Consider the following 17,887-nt stretch of genomic DNA (forward strand, 5'->3'; position numbering starts at 1 on the left):
CGATGTTCCGACGGCCCGTCACTCTTCTTCGCTCGCAATCGCGTTGATGGCGGCGGCGGCGATCGCGCTGCCGCCGCGCCGGCCGCGCACCACCAGGTGCTCCAGGCCGGAGGGGTGCTCGGCCAGGGCCTGCTTGGACTCGGCGGCACCGATGAAGCCGACCGGGACGCCGATCACCGCGGCGGGTCGCGGCGCGCCCGCCTCGATCATCTCCAGCAGCCGGAACAGCGAGGTCGGCGCGTTGCCGACGGCCACCACCGCGCCCTCCAGCCGGGGCAGCCACAGCTCCATGGCCGCGGCGCTGCGGGTGTTGCCCATCGCCCGGGCGAGTTCGGGCACCGACGGGTCGGTGAGGGTGCAGATCACCTCGTTGTCGGCGGGCAGCCGCCTGCGGGTGACGCCGCTCGCGACCATGTTGACGTCGCAGAGGATGGGCGCACCCGCGCGCAGCGCGGCGCGCGCGGAGGCGACCACGCCGGGCGAGTACACCAGATCCTCGACCAGGTCGACCATCCCGCAGGCGTGGATCATCCGCACCGCGACCTGGGAGACGTCCGCCGGGAGGGCGGCCAGATCGGCCTCCGCGCGGATGGTGGCAAAGGACTGGCGGTAGATGGACGCGCCGTCCTTCTCGTACTCGATCACTTCGTGGTCCTCCTGGCCTCGGCGACCGCCTCGGCCATCTCCTCGTTCGTCACATCAACGGCCGTCGCACCGACCGCCGCACCGTTCACCGCCAACCGGTAGCCGTGCCCCGTGGCGAGCACGTCCACCCACCGCCCGGCCGGGTGGCCGCAGCGCCGTTCGCAGCCCGACCAGTGGACGGGCAGCCGGACGGGCGACGCGCCCGCGGCCGGGTCCCGCACGGCGTCCGGGACCCGGGCCGTGTCCAGCGCCCGGGCCGCGTCCGCACGGACGTCGGCCAGCGATTTGGCGCAGCCCGGCAGCCCGGTGCAGGCCGTGGCCCGCTCCCAGGCCGAGCCGGGCTCGGTCCGGAAGCCGACCGAGGCGAGCCCGGGCAGCCGGTCGGCCGGGGCGCCGGGCAGCACCACCCCTCGCCAGGGGGTCAGTCGCAGCTCGCCGGCCGAGGCGGCGACCAGCGCCCGCCACTGCCCGGCGCCCGCCCGGCCGAAGCGCAGTCCCACCGAGACCCCGCCGGGCAGCGCGCCGACGGCCGGCCCGGTCCCGGCGAGGGCGGGCAGCGGAACCGTGCCGGCCGGCAGCAGGTCGGGGACCTCGCGCAGGTGCCAGGCCTTGCGCCCGTTCGTCCGCAGCGCGGTCAGGAAGGAGCGTGCCGCGTCCAGCACGGCCGCGACCTCCTGCCCGGCCTCGACCGGGTGCCCGTACCCGTCGCGCCCGAGGCGCAGCAGCCGGGTGCCGGCCGGGCCTGCGATCAATGTCACATCGGCGTCGAGCGCGGCGACGTCGCCCCGCCCGTCGTCCAGCGCGAACAGGAACTTGCCGGAGAGTCCGGCCGCCCAGTCGCTCGCACACAGCCGTGCGTCCAACTCCCTTACCCAGGACTGCACATCAACGCTGACGGGGGTTCCCGGGGCGGTGTCCAGCCCGGCCGCCGGGGAGGCGACGATGTTCCGGACCCGCTCGTGGGTGTCCGAGGGCAGCAGTCCGACGGCGCGCAGCCGGTCGGCGAGGTCGGCCGCGCAGTGCGGGGCCAGGCCGCGCAACTGGACGTTGCCGCGCGAGGTGGTCTCCAGTTCGCCGTCGCCGAGGGCCTCCGCCGCCTCGGCCAGCGCGAGCGTCTGACGGTCCGTCAGGAGCCCTCCGGGCAGGCGGATCCGGGCGAGGGCGCCGTCGTCGGCCGTATGCAGACGAAGCGCTCCGGGGCAGGCGTCCGCACGCCCCCGGTCGGGCACCTCCCGGTCGGGACCTGCGGCGCCCGGCGCGGTGGCGTCGGGTGTCGGTGGCATGGCGGCGAGCATACAGATGATCCGATCGCTTGCCCTTGTCCGTCGCATCACACCCTGACCCCGGCGCGGGCCGCTGTCCGCCCCGCGCGCCGGGCCCGCGCGCCGGGCGTCCGAAAGCTCGCCCTCCCCCCGGGTCAGCCGTACCCCGTACGATGCTGGCGGACGGTCCCCCGCGGGCCGTCCGAACGCCAGCGACGGCGCAGGGGAGGAAACCGGTGCGAACCCGGTGCGGTCCCGCCACTGTGACCGCGGTTCACCGGTAGACCGGTCGGCCGCGGGAGCCAGGAACTCCTGCCGTCCTCCACCGGCCCGGGGCGCGGACCCCGAGGAAGGCAGAAATGTTCCAGCGCTGTCGCATGCCCGCGCCCGTGTCCTCGGCCGCCGTCACGGCTGCCCGGACCGCCGCCACGACCACCCCGGTCGACCCCGCGGCCGTCCCGGCCGCCGCCACCCCGACGGCCGACCCGGCCCAGATCCCGGCCACCCCGGCCACCGACGAGGCCGGGAGGGCCTTCGCATGATCCTGCTGCTGTCGACGTCCGACACCGACCTGCTCAGTGCCCGTGCCTCCGAGGGCCCGGTGCGCTACCGGCTCGGCAACCCGGCCCGGCTCACTCCCGAGGACCTGCCCGCGCTGCTGGAGGGCACCGAGCTCGTCGTGGTCCGCCTGCTCGGCGGGCGCCGCGCCTGGCAGGAGGGCCTGGACACGCTGCTGGCCGGCCCCCGCCCGGTGGTGGTGCTGACCGGTGAGCAGGCCCCCGACGCCCAGCTGATGGAGCTGTCCACCGTCCCGGCCGGCATCGCCGCCGAGGCGCACGCCTACCTGGCCCACGGCGGGGCGGCCAACCTGGCCGAACTGGGCGCCTTCCTCTCCGACACCGTGCTGCTGACCGGCCACGGCTTCGCCCCGCCCGCCTCCGCCCCGGCCTGGGGCCCGCTGGAGCGCGAAGCCCGTACGACCGACGGCCCGGTCGTCGCGGTGCTCTACTACCGCGCCCACCACATGAGCGGCAACACCGCCTTCGTGGAGACCCTCTGCCGGGCCGTCGAGGACCAGGGCGCCCGGGCCAGGGCCTACTACTGCGCCTCGCTGCGCGGCGCCGAGCCCGAGCTGCTGGCCGCGCTCGGCGAGGCCGACGCGATCGTCACCACCGTGCTCGCCGCCGGCGGCACCCGCCCGGCCGACGCCCAGGCCGGCGGGGACGAGGAGGCCTGGGACGCGGGCGCGCTGGCCGCGCTCGACCGCCCGATCCTCCAGGCGCTCTGCCTCACCTGGTCGCGCGCCCAGTGGGAGGGCAGCGACGACGGCCTGTCCCCGCTGGACACCGCCACCCAGATCGCGGTGCCGGAGTTCGACGGCCGCCTGATCACCGTCCCGTTCTCCTTCAAGGAGCTGGACGAGGACGGCCTCACCGTCTACGCCGCCGACCCGGAGCGCGCCGCCCGCGTCGCCGGCACCGCCGTCAAGCACGCCAGGCTGCGGCACGTCCCGGCCGCCGAGCGCCGGCTCGCCCTGGTGCTGTCCGCGTACCCGACCAAGCACGCCCGGGTCGGCAACGCCGTCGGCCTGGACACCCCGGCCAGCGCGGTGCGCCTGCTGGAGCGGCTGCGCGCCGAGGGCATGGACCTCGGCGACGACCTCCCCGCGTTCGACGCCGCCGAGGGCGGCCACGAGGGCGACGAGCTGATCCACGCCCTGATCGCGGCCGGCGGCTACGACCAGGACTGGCTCACCGAGGACCAGCTGGCCCGCAACCCCGTGCGCATCCCCGCCGCCGACTACCGCCGCTGGTACGCCACCCTGCCGCAGGCCCTGCGGGAGCAGGTCGAGGAGCACTGGGGCCCGGCCCCCGGCGAGCTGTACGTCGACCGCTCGCAGAACCCCGACGGCGACATCGTGCTGGCCGCGATCCGCTCCGGGAACCTGCTCGTGCTGATCCAGCCGCCGCGCGGCTTCGGAGAGAACCCGGTCGCGATCTACCACGACCCCGACCTCCCGCCGAGCCACCACTACCTGGCCGCCTACCGCTGGATCGAGGCCGCGCAGGAGGACGGCGGCTTCGGCGCCCACGCGGTGATCCACCTCGGCAAGCACGGCAACCTGGAGTGGCTGCCCGGCAAGACCGCCGCGCTGTCCGCCGAGTGCGGCCCGGACGCCGTCCTCGGCGACCTTCCGCTGGTCTACCCCTTCCTGGTCAACGACCCGGGCGAGGGCACCCAGGCCAAGCGCCGCGCCCACGCCACGCTCGTCGACCACCTCGTCCCGCCGATGGCCCGCGCCGACTCCTACGGCGACATCGCGCGCCTGGAGCAGCTGCTGGACGAGCACTCCAACATCGCCGCGATGGACCCGGCCAAGCTGCCGGCCATCCGCGCCCAGATCTGGACCCTGATCCAGGCCGCCAAGCTCGACCACGACCTCGGCCTGGCGGAGCGCCCCGAGGACGACGGCTTCGACGACTTCCTGCTGCACGTCGACGGCTGGCTCTGCGAGGTCAAGGACGCCCAGATCCGCGACGGTCTGCACGTCCTCGGCCAGGCGCCGGCCGGCACCGACCGGGTCAACATCGTGCTCGCCATCCTGCGGGCCCGGCAGATCTGGGGCGGCGTCAGCGCCCTGCCCGGCCTGCGCGAGGCGCTCGGCCTGGACGAGGCGGCACCGACCCTGGGCGCCACCGACGCGGCCGAGGCCGAGGCCCGCGCCCTGGTCGAGGCGATGGAGGCCGAGGACTGGGCGCCCGCGGCGGTCGAGAAGGTCACGGCCGGGCTGCCGGAGGCCGTCCGGGGCGCCGTCCGCGAGGTGCTGGACTTCGCCGCCACCCAGGTGGTGCCGCGGCTGGCCGCCACCACCGACGAACTGGACGCCGTGCTGCACGCGCTCCAGGGCGGCTTCGTCCCGGCCGGCCCGTCCGGTTCGCCGCTGCGCGGCCTGGTCAACGTGCTGCCGACCGGCCGCAACTTCTACTCCGTCGACCCGAAGGCCGTCCCCAGCAAGCTCGCCTGGGAGACCGGCCAGGCACTCGCCGCCTCGCTGGTCGAGCGCTACCGTTCGGACAACGACGGCGCCTACCCGCCCTCGGTCGGGCTCTCGCTCTGGGGCACCAGCGCGATGCGCACCGCCGGCGACGACATCGCCGAGGCCTTCGCCCTGCTGGGCGTCCGCCCGGTCTGGGACGACGCCTCGCGCCGGGTCACCGGCCTGGAGCCGATCCCCCTGGACGAGCTGGGCCGCCCGCGCATCGACGTCACGCTGCGCATCTCCGGCTTCTTCCGGGACGCCTTCCCGCACGTCGTCGCCCTGCTGGACGACGCGGTGCGCCTGGCCGCCGCCCAGGAGGAGGCCCCGGAGTCGAACCACGTGCGCGCCCACGTCCAGGCCGACCTCGCCGTGCACGGCGACGAGCGCAAGGCCACCGTCCGCGTCTTCGGCTCCCGCCCGGGCACCTACGGGGCGGGCCTGCTCCAGCTGATCGACAGCCGGGACTGGCGCACCGACGCCGACCTGGCCGAGGTGTACACGGTCTGGGGCGGCTACGCCTACGGCCGCGGGCTGGACGGTCGCCCGGCGCGCGAGGAGATGGAGACCGCGTACAAGCGGATCACCGTCGCCGCCAAGAACACCGACACCCGCGAGCACGACATCGCGGACTCGGACGACTACTTCCAGTACCACGGCGGCATGGTGGCCACCGTGCGCGCCCTCACCGGCAAGGCGCCGACCGCCTACATCGGCGACTCGACCCGCCCGGAGACGGTCCGCACCCGCACCCTGACCGAGGAGGCCGCCCGGGTCTTCCGCGCCCGGGTGGTCAACCCGCGCTGGATCGAGGCGATGCGCCGCCACGGCTACAAGGGCGCCTTCGAGATGGCCGCGACCGTGGACTACCTGTTCGGCTACGACGCCACCACGGGCGTGGTCGCGGACTGGATGTACGAGAAGCTGACCCAGGAGTACGTCCTCGACCCGGTCAACCGGGAGTTCCTCGCGGGCGCCAACCCGTGGGCGCTGCACGGGATCAGCGAGCGGCTGCTGGAGGCGGCGAGCCGCGGGCTGTGGGAGCAGCCGGACCCGGAGCTGATCGAGCAGTTGCAGGCCGCGTTCCTGGAGACCGAGGGGGACCTGGAGGGCGGCGAGGAGTGAGGCCGCGCGGCGGCTGAGGCCCCTGCGAGGGGGAGGCCGCGCTCGGAGTGAGGCCGCGCTCGGGTTGGTCCCGGGTGGAGTGGGCCGGGGTCCTTGGAGCCCGGCCCACTCCGGAGGTGCCGGTGGGCCGGATCGCCAGTTCGATCCGGTCCACTGGTGCCGTCCGGTCCACTGCTTCCAAAGGTCGTGTCGTCTTCACCCGTTCGGCCGATGGGCGTACTGGTGGTGCACGCCCTTCCGGCGGACAATACGGGTCATGCCGCGTCGCTCCGCCCCCACCAGCCCGCCCCTGAGCACGCCCGCCGCCGCGGAACGGGAGCCCCGCGCGCCGCACCGGTACCGCGCGCGGATCGGCGCGCTGGCGGCCGGGGCGGTACCGGTGCTCGCCTTCCCCGCGCCCGGGCAGGCCTGGCTGGCCTGGATCGCGCTCGTCCCCGGACTGCTGCTGATGCAGCGGGCGCCGTCGGGCCGGGAGGCCGCGGTGCGCGGCTGGTGGTTCGGCGCGGGGTTCATCCTGACCGCGATGTACTGGCTGATCCCGTCCGTCGGGCCGGGCCTGCCGGTCATCGCGGTGCTGTTCGGGGCGCTGCAGGGCGCCGTCGGGTACACCGTGCACCGGCTGCTGCACCCCCGGCTGACCGCCCGTCGGGCCCTGCTCGCGCTGCTGCTCGTACCGGCCGTCTGGGTGACGACCGAGTACGCGCGGTCCTGGCCCGCGCTCGGCGGGCCGTGGGCGCTGCTCGGCGCCACCCAGTGGCAGCACCCGGCGATCCTCGCACTGGCCTCGGCCGGCGGGATCTGGCTGGTCAGCGCGACGGTGGCGACGGTCAACACCGGGGTGCTGATCGCCCTGACGGCGGTGCACTGGCGGCCGCGGGCCGTCGCCGCCGGGACCGTCGCGCTGGTGCTGGCCTCCGGCCCGCTGCTGTTCGCGCTGCGCGAGGCACCCGCCCGCGACGGGGCGGTGACCGTGGCCCTGGTCCAGCCCGGCATCGTGGAGGACCCGCAGGCCCGGTTCGAGGCGAGCTCGCGGATCACGGCAGGCCTGGTCGGGCAGCCGGTGGACCTGGTCGTGTGGGGCGAGAGCAGCAGCACCGCCGACCTCGACCGCGACCCGGCCGCGCTGGACACCCTGCGTCGGCTCGCCGCGACCACCGGCGCCGAACTCGTCGCCGGGGAGGACGCGCGCAAGGCCGACGGGCGGATCTCGAAGGACTCGGTACTGGTCTCGCCCGCCGGCGTGGTGGACCGCTACCGCAAGATCCGGCTGGTGCCGTTCGGCGAGTACATCCCGCTGCGGCCGGTGCTGGGCTGGATCGCGGGGGTCAGCCGGGCCGCGGGCGAGAACCGCGCCCCCGGCACGTCCTTCCACGTCCTGCCGGCCACCGACCGGGCGGGCGGCGCGCTGCCGGTCGGGGCGCTGATCTGCTTCGAGTCGGCCTTCCCCGACATGGCCCGCACGGCCGCCCGGGACGGCGCCAGGGTGCTCGTCTACCAGTCCTCGACCTCGACCTTCCAGCGCACCTGGGCGCCCGAGCAGCACGTCTCGCTGGCGGCGATCCGGGCCGCCGAGACCGGCCGGCCGGCCGTGCAGGCCTCGCTGACCGGGGTCTCTGCCGCCTTCGACGCCCAGGGCCGGGAGCTCGGCCGGCTCGGCACCGACGCCACCGGCGCGCTGACCGTCCGGCTCCCGCTCACCGAGCCCGGGACGCTGACCTGGTACGACCGGATCGGCGACGTGGTGCCGCTGGGGGCGCTGCTGGTCACGGCGGGGGCGGCGGCGGTGGCCGTGACCGGGTGGCGCCGCTCGCGCGCCCTCCGGCGGGCCGGTCAGCCCTCGGCGCCGGCGGTGTAGACGCCGAACGCGGCGCCCTGGGGGTCGCGCAGCACGGCGATCCGCCGGCCGCCCGGCACACCGGTGGCGGGCATCGGCACGTCCCCGCCGAGCGCCGCCGCCCGGCCGACGGTGTTGTCGACGTCGGCGACCGCGAAGTACGGCAGCCAGTGCGGCCCCACCTGGGGCGGGAAGCGGTCGTCCATCGTCAGCATGCCGCCGAAGTCCTGACCGTCCAGACCCCACTGGGGGTAGTGCTCGGACGGGGCGACGGACCAGCCGAACACCGCCGGGTAGAAGTCGAGCGCGCCGGACGGGTCGCGGGTGAGCAGTTCCACCCAGCCGAGCGAGCCGGGCGCGTCGAACACTCCGGCGCCCTTGAAGGCCCGGCCCTGCCAGAGGATGAACACCGCGCCGGACGGGTCGGCGGCCACCGAGAAACGGCCGAAGTCGAAGACGTCGGTGGGGTCCTTCCGGATCTGCCCACCGGACTCCTTGATCCTCACGGCGGTCGCGTCGGCGTCGGCCACCGCGATGCAGACCGTCCAGGCGATCGGCTGCTGCGGGGCGTAGCGCGGGGTGATGGCGGCGGCCGGGGCGCCCCCGACCAGCATCTGGGTGTAGTCCTCGTCCCCGGGGCGGGCCGTGTCGTCCGCCTGCCAGCCGAAGAGCTCGGTGTAGAAGGCCCGGGCGGCGGCCGGATCCGAGGTGCCCAGCTCGGTCCAGCAGGGGGCGTTGGTGGTCACGGAGGTCTGCTTCATGGCGTCTGTCCTCGCAGCTTGCTCGGGAACTCCCGGGTGTTCGGCGCCTCGGCCCCCGCACCTCCTGCCCCAGCATGCGGGGCGGGGGCGGCGCTTGGCGGGCGGTGGTGGGCCGAACGGGGGGGTGGTCGGAGGGCGGGCGGGGGCAGACGGAGGCGGGGCAGGCGGGGAGCGGGCGGACGGATCACAGAGAACAGATCACAGAAGACAGAAAACAGATGACAGCTGACAGATTTCGAAATCTGTCAGCTGTCATCTGTCATTCGTCAGCTCTGCGTGGCACGCACGGCCCGCGCCACCGGGATCCACAGCTCCGCCTCGGCCTCCGCCGTCCCCGGGACGAACCGGGTCCGGAGGATCTCCGGGCCCGGCCTGGCCTCGTACGGGTTGGACGGGAACCACTGGCTCGCCACGTCCCCCCACATCTCCTGCAGGGCCTGCGGGAACGGCCCGGTGTTGGTGAACACCGCCCAGGTGCCGGCCGGGACGTCGAGCACGTCCAGGTCCGCCGGGACGGCGCCCCCGTCGCGCGCCACCACCCCGTGCCAGTAGTCGAGTTCGGACCCCTCCTCGCGGTTCGGCGAGAAGTCGTCGCTCACCGACAGGATCCCCTCCGGGTCGTTCCCGGACAGGGCCGCGATCCGCTCGACCGTCTCCTTGCCGAGCCCCTTGACGAACTCGGCGATACCCGGGTTGATCCCGAGGTAGATCAGCGTGACCCGGGCCTTCCTGCCGACGATCCTGAACTCCGGCTTCTCGATGATCCGGTATTCCATGCTGCTGCTTCCTTCCACGACGAGTCGGAAGGACATCCGGGGCTGCGAGACGAGCACCGCACCGTCGCGCCGGGCCTCGCCCGGCCCGACGCCGTGCATGGCCCGGAACGCCCGGGCGAAAGCCTCCCCCGAGGAGTACCCGTACCGGACCGCGACGTCGAGCAACGTCCGCTCACCGTCCAGGACTTCGGCCCCCGCGACGGTGAGCCGCCGACGCCGGACGTACTCCGACAGCGGCATCCCGGCAAGCATCGAGAACAGCCGCCGGAAGTGGTACTCCGACGTCATCGCGATCCGCGCCAGCTCGGCCACGTCGACCTCGCGGTCCAGATCCCGTTCGATCCGGTCCATCGCCCGGTTCAGATGCTCCAGCACGCCAACCCCGTCCTTCCTTTGATGATCTCCACCGTAGGAAGGAGCCACTCTTCCGTACCCGACAATCGGTGCCCGCTCCGGTGGGGTACCGATCGCCGGGTTCCGGCTCGGCAGCTCGGCAGCTCGACGGTTCAGCGGCTCAGATCAGGCCCTGGGCCAGCATCGCGTCGGCGACCAGCTCGAAGCCGGCGATGTTCGCGCCGACCACGTAGTTGCCCGGGTGGCCGTAGCGCTCGGCGGTGGTGAAGCAGGAGTCGTGGATGTGCTTCATGATCCCGGCCAGCCGCTCCTCGGTGTGCTCGAAGGTCCAGGAGTCGCGCGAGGCGTTCTGCTGCATCTCCAGGGCGCTGGTCGCGACGCCGCCCGCGTTCGCCGCCTTGCCCGGACCGAAGGCCACTCCGGCCTCCTGGAACACCCGCACCGCCTCGGGGGTGGTGGGCATGTTCGCGCCCTCGGCGACGGCCAGCACGCCGTTACGCACCAGGGCCAGCGCGTCGGCCTCGGTCAGCTCGTTCTGGGTGGCGCAGGGCAGCGCGACGTCGCAGGGCACGCTCCACACGCCCGGGCCCTCGACGAACCGGACGTGGCTGCCGCGCAGCCGGGCGTAGTCGGAGACCCGGCCGCGCCGCACCTCCTTGACCTCCTTGAGCAGGTCGAGGTCGATGCCCTTCTCGTCCACCACGTAGCCGGAGGAGTCGGAGCAGGTGAGCACGGTCGCGCCGAGCTGCTGCGCCTTCTCGATCGCGTAGACCGCCACGTTGCCGGACCCGGAGACGACCACCCGGCGGCCGTCCAGGCTCTCGCCGCGGCTGTGCAGCATTTCGGAGGTGAACATGACGCAGCCGTAGCCGGTGGCCTCGGTGCGGACCTGGGCGCCGCCCCAGCCGAGCCCCTTTCCGGTCAGGACACCGCTCTCGTACCGGTTGGTGATCCGCTTGTACTGACCGAAGAGGTAGCCGATCTCCCGGCCGCCGACGCCGATGTCCCCGGCCGGCACGTCCGTGTACTCGCCGAGGTGGCGGTACAGCTCGGTCATGAAGGACTGGCAGAACCGCATGATCTCGGCGTTCGACCGGCCCTTGGGGTCGAAGTCGGAGCCGCCCTTGCCGCCGCCGATGGGCAGACCGGTGAGCGCGTTCTTGAAGATCTGCTCGAAGCCGAGGAACTTGACGATCCCGAGGTTCACGGAGGGGTGGAAGCGGAGCCCGCCCTTGTACGGGCCGAGCGCGCTGCTGAACTCGACCCGGAAGCCGCGGTTGACGTGGACGTCGCCGGAGTCGTCCGTCCACGGCACCCGGAACATCAGCTGACGCTCGGGCTCGCAGATCCGCTCGATGATCCGGGCGTCGAGGAGTTCGGGCCGGTGGGCGAGCACCGGCGCCAGGGTCTCCAGCACCTCGTGGACGGCCTGGTGGAACTCGTCCTCGCCCCGGTTGCGGCGGACCACGTCGGCGTAGAGCGCCTCGATCGCGCGCTGTTCGGCGTCGAAGGAGGAGGCGGAGGAGCGGGGGGTGGCGGGGGTCGTCGGCATCTGATCAGGACCCTTCCGTGTCGTCGATGGGCGTGCGCAGTGTCCCGGCGGGCCTGAGGGACGTGCCCAGGAAACGCGGCCAGTGTCGCAGTGTCCACACGGCGGGTCCTGAAGCATCCACATGCTGGAAACCGACGGCCGACGGATGACAGGCGACAGATGGCCACTGACGGATGACAGCTGACAGATTTCGAAATCTGTCAGCTGTCATCCGTCATCCGTTCGCCGTCACCCGTCGGCCGGGCTTCGCGGCCATCGCCATCCGTCAGCCGCGCCGCCCCGCGCTTCCCCGGACCGTCCGCAGCCCGCCGTACGCCGCCAGCGGCAGCGCCACCAGCAGTGCGGCCCAGAAGGCCCCGTGCCCCCACAGCCCCGCGACCGCCCGGAACAGCCCCTCGAACACCGGGATCCGCAGCGCCTCGACCGGGCCCAGCGGCCCCGGCCAGGCGCCCAGGAACAGGGTGGCCGGGACCCAGACCGCGAACAGCCCCCGGGCGGTCGCCGGCGTCCCGAGGGTGCTCACCAGCGACACCACCGCCAGCAGCAGGACGAACCCGGCCTGGTAGGCCGCGCCGGTCTGCCCGGTCCCCCAGGAGTCGGGCGTGCCGTGCACCCCGGTGGCCGCCAGCCGGACCTCGACCGCGGCCCACAGCAGCAGCACCAGCACCGCCGTCGTGCCGAGCGCGAACCGCACCCGGTCCCGCGTACCCGCGCCGCCCGGCCGCCACCGCCCGGACGGCCCGCTCCGCACCCGTTCCGCGGCCGCGTCCCGCCCGGCGGCGGCGTCCCCGGACGACCGCGCCGCGCTCCGCGCGTCCAGCCGCCGCCAGGCCTCCCGGACCTGCCGGCGGGCCTCCTGGGCGGGCTTCAGCAGCCGGTTGGAGGCCCGCTCGATCAGGACGAGCGAGACCACCACCGCCACCACCGCCGCGATGCCGGCCCAGCTCCCCATGCCGCCCTCGAACACGACCACCCGGTCGGCCACCGCCTGGGGCGTCTCCAGCGCCGTCATCGGCGGACCGAGCCGCAGGTAGCCGATGGCGAGGGCCCCGGCCCCGGTCAACAGCGCCGTGCCGATGCCCAGCCGGGCGGGGAAGAAGGCGATCACGGCGGCCGCGACGAGCCCCGCGCCGAGCTGTCCGACCACCTGCCGGGCCGCGTGGTCGCCGGCCGTCCGCAGCGGGCCGCCGAAGGCGCCGGCGGGCGAGAGGTCGAGCTTCTGCCCCGCCTCGACCGGATGCCGGATCACCGCCCCCGCCCACAGCAGCAGCCCGAAGGCGAGGAGCAGCAGGACGACCGCACCGGCCCGGCGCGGCAGCGCGGTGCGGGCATGCGGCCACCAGGCCGTCAGCCGGCCCCGCCAGTCCACCGGCGGCCGGCGGCGCCGGTTGCGCCAGAGCCGGGTCAGCGGCCCTTCCCGTCGCACCCCGGCCTCGGCCCTGGTACCGGCTCCGGTCTCCGGCTCGGGCCGTTCGGGCCGGCCCCGGCCGCGCCGCCGCAGCGCCTCCGCCGCGACCAGCGCCGCCCGGCCGGCCGGCTGCTCCGGGTCGGCGGCCACCGCCCGGCGCCGCAGCGCGGACCAGCGGCGCCGCACCACGTCCCGGGGGGTGGCCGCCGCCGGGTCGGGCGCCGGCCTACGGGCCGCCGCCCGTACGGCGGTGCGGGCACCCGCCCCGGCGGCCAGCGCGCCGTCCACCACGGTGGCGGCCACCACGGCCGCGAGCTCCGACACCCGCTCGGGCAGCGGCAGCCGGTGCAGCGCGGCGGGCAGCGGTGAGAGCCGGCCGAGCAGCCGTACGCGTTCCTCGGGACGGATGCTCAGCCAGACCGCCTGCCGGTGCGCCTCCTCGCGCTCCTCCGGGCTGAGCCCGTCGCCGCCGCGCCGGCCGCCGCCGACGGTCCGGGCCAGCCGGTCCACCTCGGCCAGCACCTCCGGCAGTCCGGCCACCGCGAGCAGCCGCGAGCAGTGCTCGCCCGCGCACTCGGGGTGGAAGCAGTCGTAGCGGGCGACCACGACCGGTGCCCCGCCCCGGACCAGTTCGTCGATGAGCTCGGCGCCGTCCGGTTCGGTGACGACGCGCTCCAGGCCGGTGGTGTCGATCCGTCGGTCGCGGTAGTGCGGGACGGCTCCCGGCGCGAAGGCGGCCCCGAGGGCGAGCACCGCGACCGCTGCCACGGCCTCGCGCCGGGAGCCGGGCGCCCGGGCCACGTCGGTGAGGTGGTGCAGGTCGAAGACGGTGTCCTCGACCTCGTCCCGCAGCCAGTCGCGGACCCGCTCCGCTCCCCCGGTGGAGAGCCAACGGGCCGCCGCGCCGGAGTTCTTGAGCAGCGCCTCGGTGAGCCGGACCGGGTCGGTGAACGGGTTGCCGAGGAAGGTGACCGGTCGGTGTGCCCGGGGCTGTGCCTGCGGCCGGCGGCGGACCACCTCGGGGGTGCCGCCGGCCAGCCAGCTGCGGACCTGCGGCGCGGTCCAGCGATCCTCCGGCTTCTTCGTGAACAGCCCCTGGAGGAGGAGCAGTTGACGGGGGTCACGGACGGCTCCGAGGTCGACCTCCTCGCCCATGACCAGTTCCAGCTCCAGCTCCTGGTCGTCCGGGCGCTCGCCGTCCGCGCCGACGAAGCGGGGGCGGCCGACGAACAGCTCGTACAGCACGTTGCCGAGCCCCCACCAGGGCCCGGCCTGGTGGTTCTTGCCCGCCAGTTGTTCGGGGGCCATGTAGGCGACGGTGACCATCATCGCGGAGGTGAACCGGCGGCTGTCGGTGAGCCGGTCCACGCCGCCGAAGTCCGCGATCACGAACTCCCCGGAGCCGCTGCCGGGGCGCACCAGGATGTTGGCGGGCTTGAAGTCCAGCGGGTTGCGCCTGATCCGCTGCTGCCAGAAGTCGAGGAGGGCGACCAGCTCGTAGACGATCTGCTCGGTGGCCCGGCGGTCGCCGTGCCCGCCCGCCCGCCACAGCCCGGCGACGTGCGCGGCGAGGGTGACCGGCAGGTACTCCATGGCCACCCAGTCGACCTGGGCGCCGTGGTGGCGGACCCGGCCGAAGTCGATCAGGTGCGGGACGTGCCGGCGGAAGCCGTCGTTGCGCAGGTGGGCGAGCAGGTCGTGGTCCATCGGCTGGCCGGCGACGGCCACCTTGACGGCCGCGTCGCCGCCGCCGTCGGTGCGCCGGACGTACCAGACGGTACCCTCCGAACCCGCCCCGGCCCGGCCGAGCGGGACGAACCGACTCCGCAGGGCGTCCGGGAAGGCCCCCTCGAACGGGTCGTCGGTGTCGGCACCGCCACCGAAGCCCCCGGGATCGGCTCCGGTGCCGTTCCGGTCACCGTCGGAGCCACTGCCGGGGCCGCCGCCAGGGCGTCCGGCCGGGGCCGGGCCGCCGGGCCCGACGCCGTCCTGCCAGGAGGGCGGGCCGGCCGCCGCGCCCGACCGGGGTCGGACGACCTCGGTCACCGCCTCGGAGTCGACGCCTTCCGTACGGCCCGCACGGCCAGGGCGCCCCTGGTGGCCGGGGTTCCCCGGTCGGCCCGGCCGCGCCTCCGTCAGAGCGTGCGGGTCGAACCGCGGCTCGGCATCCGGCTTGCGGCGGGTGGCCGCCTCCGGGTCGAAGCGCGGTGCGGCGCCGGATATCCGGCGGGTCGCGGCCTCCGGGTCGAACCGCGGCGGGGCGGCGGGCACCCGGCGGGTCGCGGCCTGCGGGTCCGTCCGGGGCGGCGGGGCCGCCGCGCCCAGCCGGGAGGACCGGTCCGGGGCGGCTCCGGAGGCGCGCCAGCGGCCCCGCGACCACCGCTCCACCCGGCTCCGCGGCGGATTCCCCGGCTCGGCTCCGGCGGCCGACCGGGGCCTCGGCCCGCGCCGATCGCCCTCGGCCGGATCCGCGTCCTCCGTCGTGCCCATGCGACGCTCCCATTCCGCGCAGCCCGGACCGGTGCGCGGGCGTGGTCATGGGTGCGCCGGTGCCGGGGTGAATCGTGACGCGTCATCATCCCGCACGGCGGGCAGGGGTGTCGGGCGCTTTTCCGGATCAGGACCGACCCATCGCAGGACCGATACGCGAACGCGACCGGCGGCCGGGAACCGGGGACCGCCGGCGCAGGCGCCGAAGCCGAAGCCGTACCGACACCGGCACCGGCACCGGCACCGGCACCGGCACCGAGACCGTACCGACGCCGACGCCGTCCGTTCGGGCACGCGCCCGGGCCCGAACGGGGACGGCCCGCTCCCCCGGCTCCGAGGCCGCCCCAAGCGGCCCCAGGCGGCCCTCCGACGGCCCGCCCGCAGCCCGCAGTCTGCTCTCGGCCGGCTCTCAGTCGACCCTCGACCGGCCGTCGACCGGGCGCCCCATCGGCTCGTCCACGATCCGCCGGGCGATCTCACCGGGCCGCACCGGCCGTCCGAAGTGCCAGCCCTGCGCCCAGTCGCAGCCCATGGTCCGCAGCCGCTCCGCGTCCCGGAGGGTCTCCACGCCCTCGGCGGTGACGTTCAGCCCGAGCGCGTGCGCCATCGACACCAGCCCGCTGACGATCCGCCAACCGGTGGACTCGTCCTTCCCCGGTTCGTGCAGGTCACCGACGAAGGAGCCGGCGATCTTCAGCCCGGAGACCGGCAGGTCGCGCAGGTAGGCGAGGTTGGACCAGCCGGTGCCGAAGTCGTCCACGGCCAGCGACACCCCGAGGTCGACCAGCCCGTGCAGGGTGCGCAGCGCCTCGTCCTCCGGCCCGACCACGGTCGACTCGGTGATCTCCAGCTGCAGCCGGGCCGGGTCCAGCCCGGTGCTGTCCAGGATCCGGCCGAGGTCGGTGACCAGGGCGGCGCTGCGGGCCTGCCGGACCGCCAGGTTGACGTTGAGCTGCGGGGCGGCGTCGCCGTACCGCTTGATCCAGTCCGCGGCCTGGCCGCAGGCCTGCTCCAGCACCCAGCGGCCGAGCGGCATGATCAGCCCGGTCTCCTCGGCGGTGGTGACGAACTCGTCCGGGCCGAGCACGCCGAGCTGCGGGTGGCGCCAGCGCACCAGCGCCTCCACGGCGGCCAGCCGACCGTCGGCGAGGCGGTAGAGCGGCTGGTAGTCGATGAAGAACTCGCCGCGGTCGAGGGCCGCGGGCATCCGCACGGACACCGCGTAGCGGCTGACCGCCCGGGCGTTCTCCTTGGGGTCGAACAGCGTCCACCGGCCGCGACCGGCCTCTTTGGCGCGGTACAGCGTGAGGTCGGCGGCCCGGACAGCGGCGCCCGGGGTGGTGGTGGACACCCGGCGCTCCAGCACGCCGACGCTGGCGCCGACGGCGAGCTTGTGGTCCCCGATCAGCACCGGCCCGGCCAGCGCCTTGAGGACGGTCTTCGCGGCGGCCACCGCCTCCTGCTCGCCCCGGCACTTCTCCAGCAGGACGACGAACTCGTCGCCGCCGAGCCGGGCCACCAGGTGGCCGAGCGGGCTGAGGGCGGCCTTCAGCCGGGCGGCGACGGCGGCCAGCAACTGGTCGCCCATGTCGTGGCCGAGGCTGTCGTTGACCACCTTGAAGCCGTCGAGGTCGACGTAGCAGAGGCCGAAGCGGGCACCGGGCTCGGGCTCCTCGAACAGCTTCTCCAGCCGCTCGAAGAAGGCCGCGCGGTTGGGCAGGCCGGTGAGGGGATCGTGGGTGGCCTGGTGGCGCAGCCGCTCCTGGAGGCGGTAGCGGTCGGTGACGTCCTCCAGCATCGCGACCTGGTACTGCGGGACACCGTCGTCGTCGCGGATCAGCGAGACGGTCAGGTGGGTCCAGATGATCTCGCCGTCCTGCCGGTAGTACGGCTTGTCGAACTGGAAGTAGTCCCGCTTGCCGCTGATCAGCTCCTCGTAGGCCTCCCACACGCCCGGGGTGTCCTCCGGGTGCACGAGGTCGCCGACCCGGCGGCCGATCATGTCCTCCGGGCCCGCGCCGAACAGCTCCTGGAGGGCCTTGTTGACCGCCAGGATGTTGCCGTCGGTGTCTCCGATGCCGATGCCGATCGCGGCGCTCTCGAACAGGGCCCGGAACCGGGCCTCGGACGCGCGCAGCGCCCGCTCGGCCTCCTTGCGGGCGGAGTCGGCGGCGGTGCGGATCGCCTCCTGCTCGGTCAGCGTGCGCTCGCGCAGGGCGGCCGCCCAGCCGGCCGCGAAGGCGCCGGTCAGGGCCGGGCCGCGGTCGTCGTGGACGGGCTGCGCCTGGAGCAGCTCGACCGCCCGGGCCAGCAGCACCGGGTCGGTGAAGTGCGCGTCGACCAGTTCGGCGCCGGCCTGCGCGGCCAGCCGCGGCTCGAACGGATCGTCCTCCTGGGCGCGGTGCAGCAGCGCCGCGGTGCGCGCGACCAGCCGGCCGAGCAGCCCGGGGTGGACGGCGATGCCGTGGTCGGCGGAGAGCAGCCGGGACCAGTCCTCGTGGAACCGCTCCGCGTTGCCGCGCACCGGGGTGGTACTCATCTGCTGAACCTGGTTCCTCTGGTGTGCGCGCCGGCTCCGGCGGGCCCGGTCAGCCCGGCAGGCGCGACAGGCCCGACGGCGGCCGCCGCGCGGGGCGTACGGCC

Annotated in this window: 10 protein-coding genes and 1 riboswitch; of the genes, 3 read left to right on the forward strand and 7 right to left on the reverse strand. The window is 75.0% G+C overall.

Going from position 1 to position 17,887, the window contains the following annotated elements:
- Positions 1 to 18: 18 nt before the first annotated feature.
- Entirely contained in the window at positions 19 to 645 is a 627-nt protein-coding gene (locus tag ACWD4P_RS02535; protein ID WP_449778296.1) for a precorrin-8X methylmutase, read from the reverse strand.
- Positions 642 to 1,928, reverse strand: a complete 1,287-nt coding sequence (locus ACWD4P_RS02540) for a hypothetical protein (RefSeq protein WP_449778297.1) — start codon at positions 1,926 to 1,928, stop codon at positions 642 to 644. Before ACWD4P_RS02540 ends, ACWD4P_RS02535 begins: the two co-directional genes overlap by 4 nt.
- A gap of 205 nt (positions 1,929 to 2,133) precedes the next feature.
- Positions 2,134 to 2,219, forward strand: a riboswitch (cobalamin riboswitch).
- A gap of 65 nt (positions 2,220 to 2,284) precedes the next feature.
- Here ACWD4P_RS02540 and ACWD4P_RS02545 point away from each other — a divergent pair.
- The 3 genes from ACWD4P_RS02545 to lnt all read left to right on the forward strand — a co-directional run bounded on the left by ACWD4P_RS02545 (position 2,285) and on the right by lnt (position 7,924).
- Entirely contained in the window at positions 2,285 to 2,449 is a 165-nt protein-coding gene (locus tag ACWD4P_RS02545) for a hypothetical protein (RefSeq protein ID WP_359817272.1), read from the forward strand.
- A complete protein-coding gene (gene cobN / locus ACWD4P_RS02550; RefSeq protein ID WP_449778298.1) occupies positions 2,446 to 6,069 on the forward strand; it encodes a cobaltochelatase subunit CobN in 3,624 nt (1,207 codons plus the stop codon). Before ACWD4P_RS02545 ends, cobN begins: the two co-directional genes overlap by 4 nt.
- 256 nt (positions 6,070 to 6,325) lie before the next feature.
- Positions 6,326 to 7,924 (forward strand): apolipoprotein N-acyltransferase, encoded by a 1,599-nt coding sequence (gene lnt / locus ACWD4P_RS02555; protein ID WP_449778299.1) that lies wholly within the window; start codon positions 6,326 to 6,328, stop codon positions 7,922 to 7,924.
- On the opposite strand, the gene ACWD4P_RS02560 is transcribed toward lnt, so the two are convergent.
- The 5 genes from ACWD4P_RS02560 to ACWD4P_RS02580 form a co-directional block, all read right to left on the reverse strand.
- The gene (locus ACWD4P_RS02560; RefSeq protein ID WP_449778300.1) at positions 7,900 to 8,664 is read right to left on the reverse strand and encodes a VOC family protein; all 765 of its coding nucleotides are present in this window, start codon (positions 8,662 to 8,664) and stop codon (positions 7,900 to 7,902) included. The genes lnt and ACWD4P_RS02560 overlap by 25 nt on opposite strands.
- Positions 8,665 to 8,930: 266 nt before the next feature.
- The gene (locus tag ACWD4P_RS02565) at positions 8,931 to 9,815 is read right to left on the reverse strand and encodes an AraC family transcriptional regulator (RefSeq protein WP_449778301.1); all 885 of its coding nucleotides are present in this window, start codon (positions 9,813 to 9,815) and stop codon (positions 8,931 to 8,933) included.
- 139 nt (positions 9,816 to 9,954) lie between these two features.
- Positions 9,955 to 11,346 carry an NADP-specific glutamate dehydrogenase gene (gdhA, locus tag ACWD4P_RS02570; RefSeq protein WP_359817264.1) on the reverse strand — a complete coding sequence of 464 codons (1,392 nt, stop codon included), beginning with the start codon at positions 11,344 to 11,346 and terminating at the stop codon, positions 9,955 to 9,957.
- Between the two features lie 265 nt (positions 11,347 to 11,611).
- A complete protein-coding gene (locus tag ACWD4P_RS02575) occupies positions 11,612 to 15,142 on the reverse strand; it encodes a protein kinase domain-containing protein (protein WP_449778302.1) in 3,531 nt (1,176 codons plus the stop codon).
- A 511-nt stretch (positions 15,143 to 15,653) separates the two neighbouring features.
- The gene (locus tag ACWD4P_RS02580; protein ID WP_359827099.1) at positions 15,654 to 17,783 is read right to left on the reverse strand and encodes a putative bifunctional diguanylate cyclase/phosphodiesterase; all 2,130 of its coding nucleotides are present in this window, start codon (positions 17,781 to 17,783) and stop codon (positions 15,654 to 15,656) included.
- Between the last annotated feature and the right edge of the window lie 104 nt (positions 17,784 to 17,887).

This window comes from Kitasatospora sp. NPDC002543, assembly GCF_053594915.1.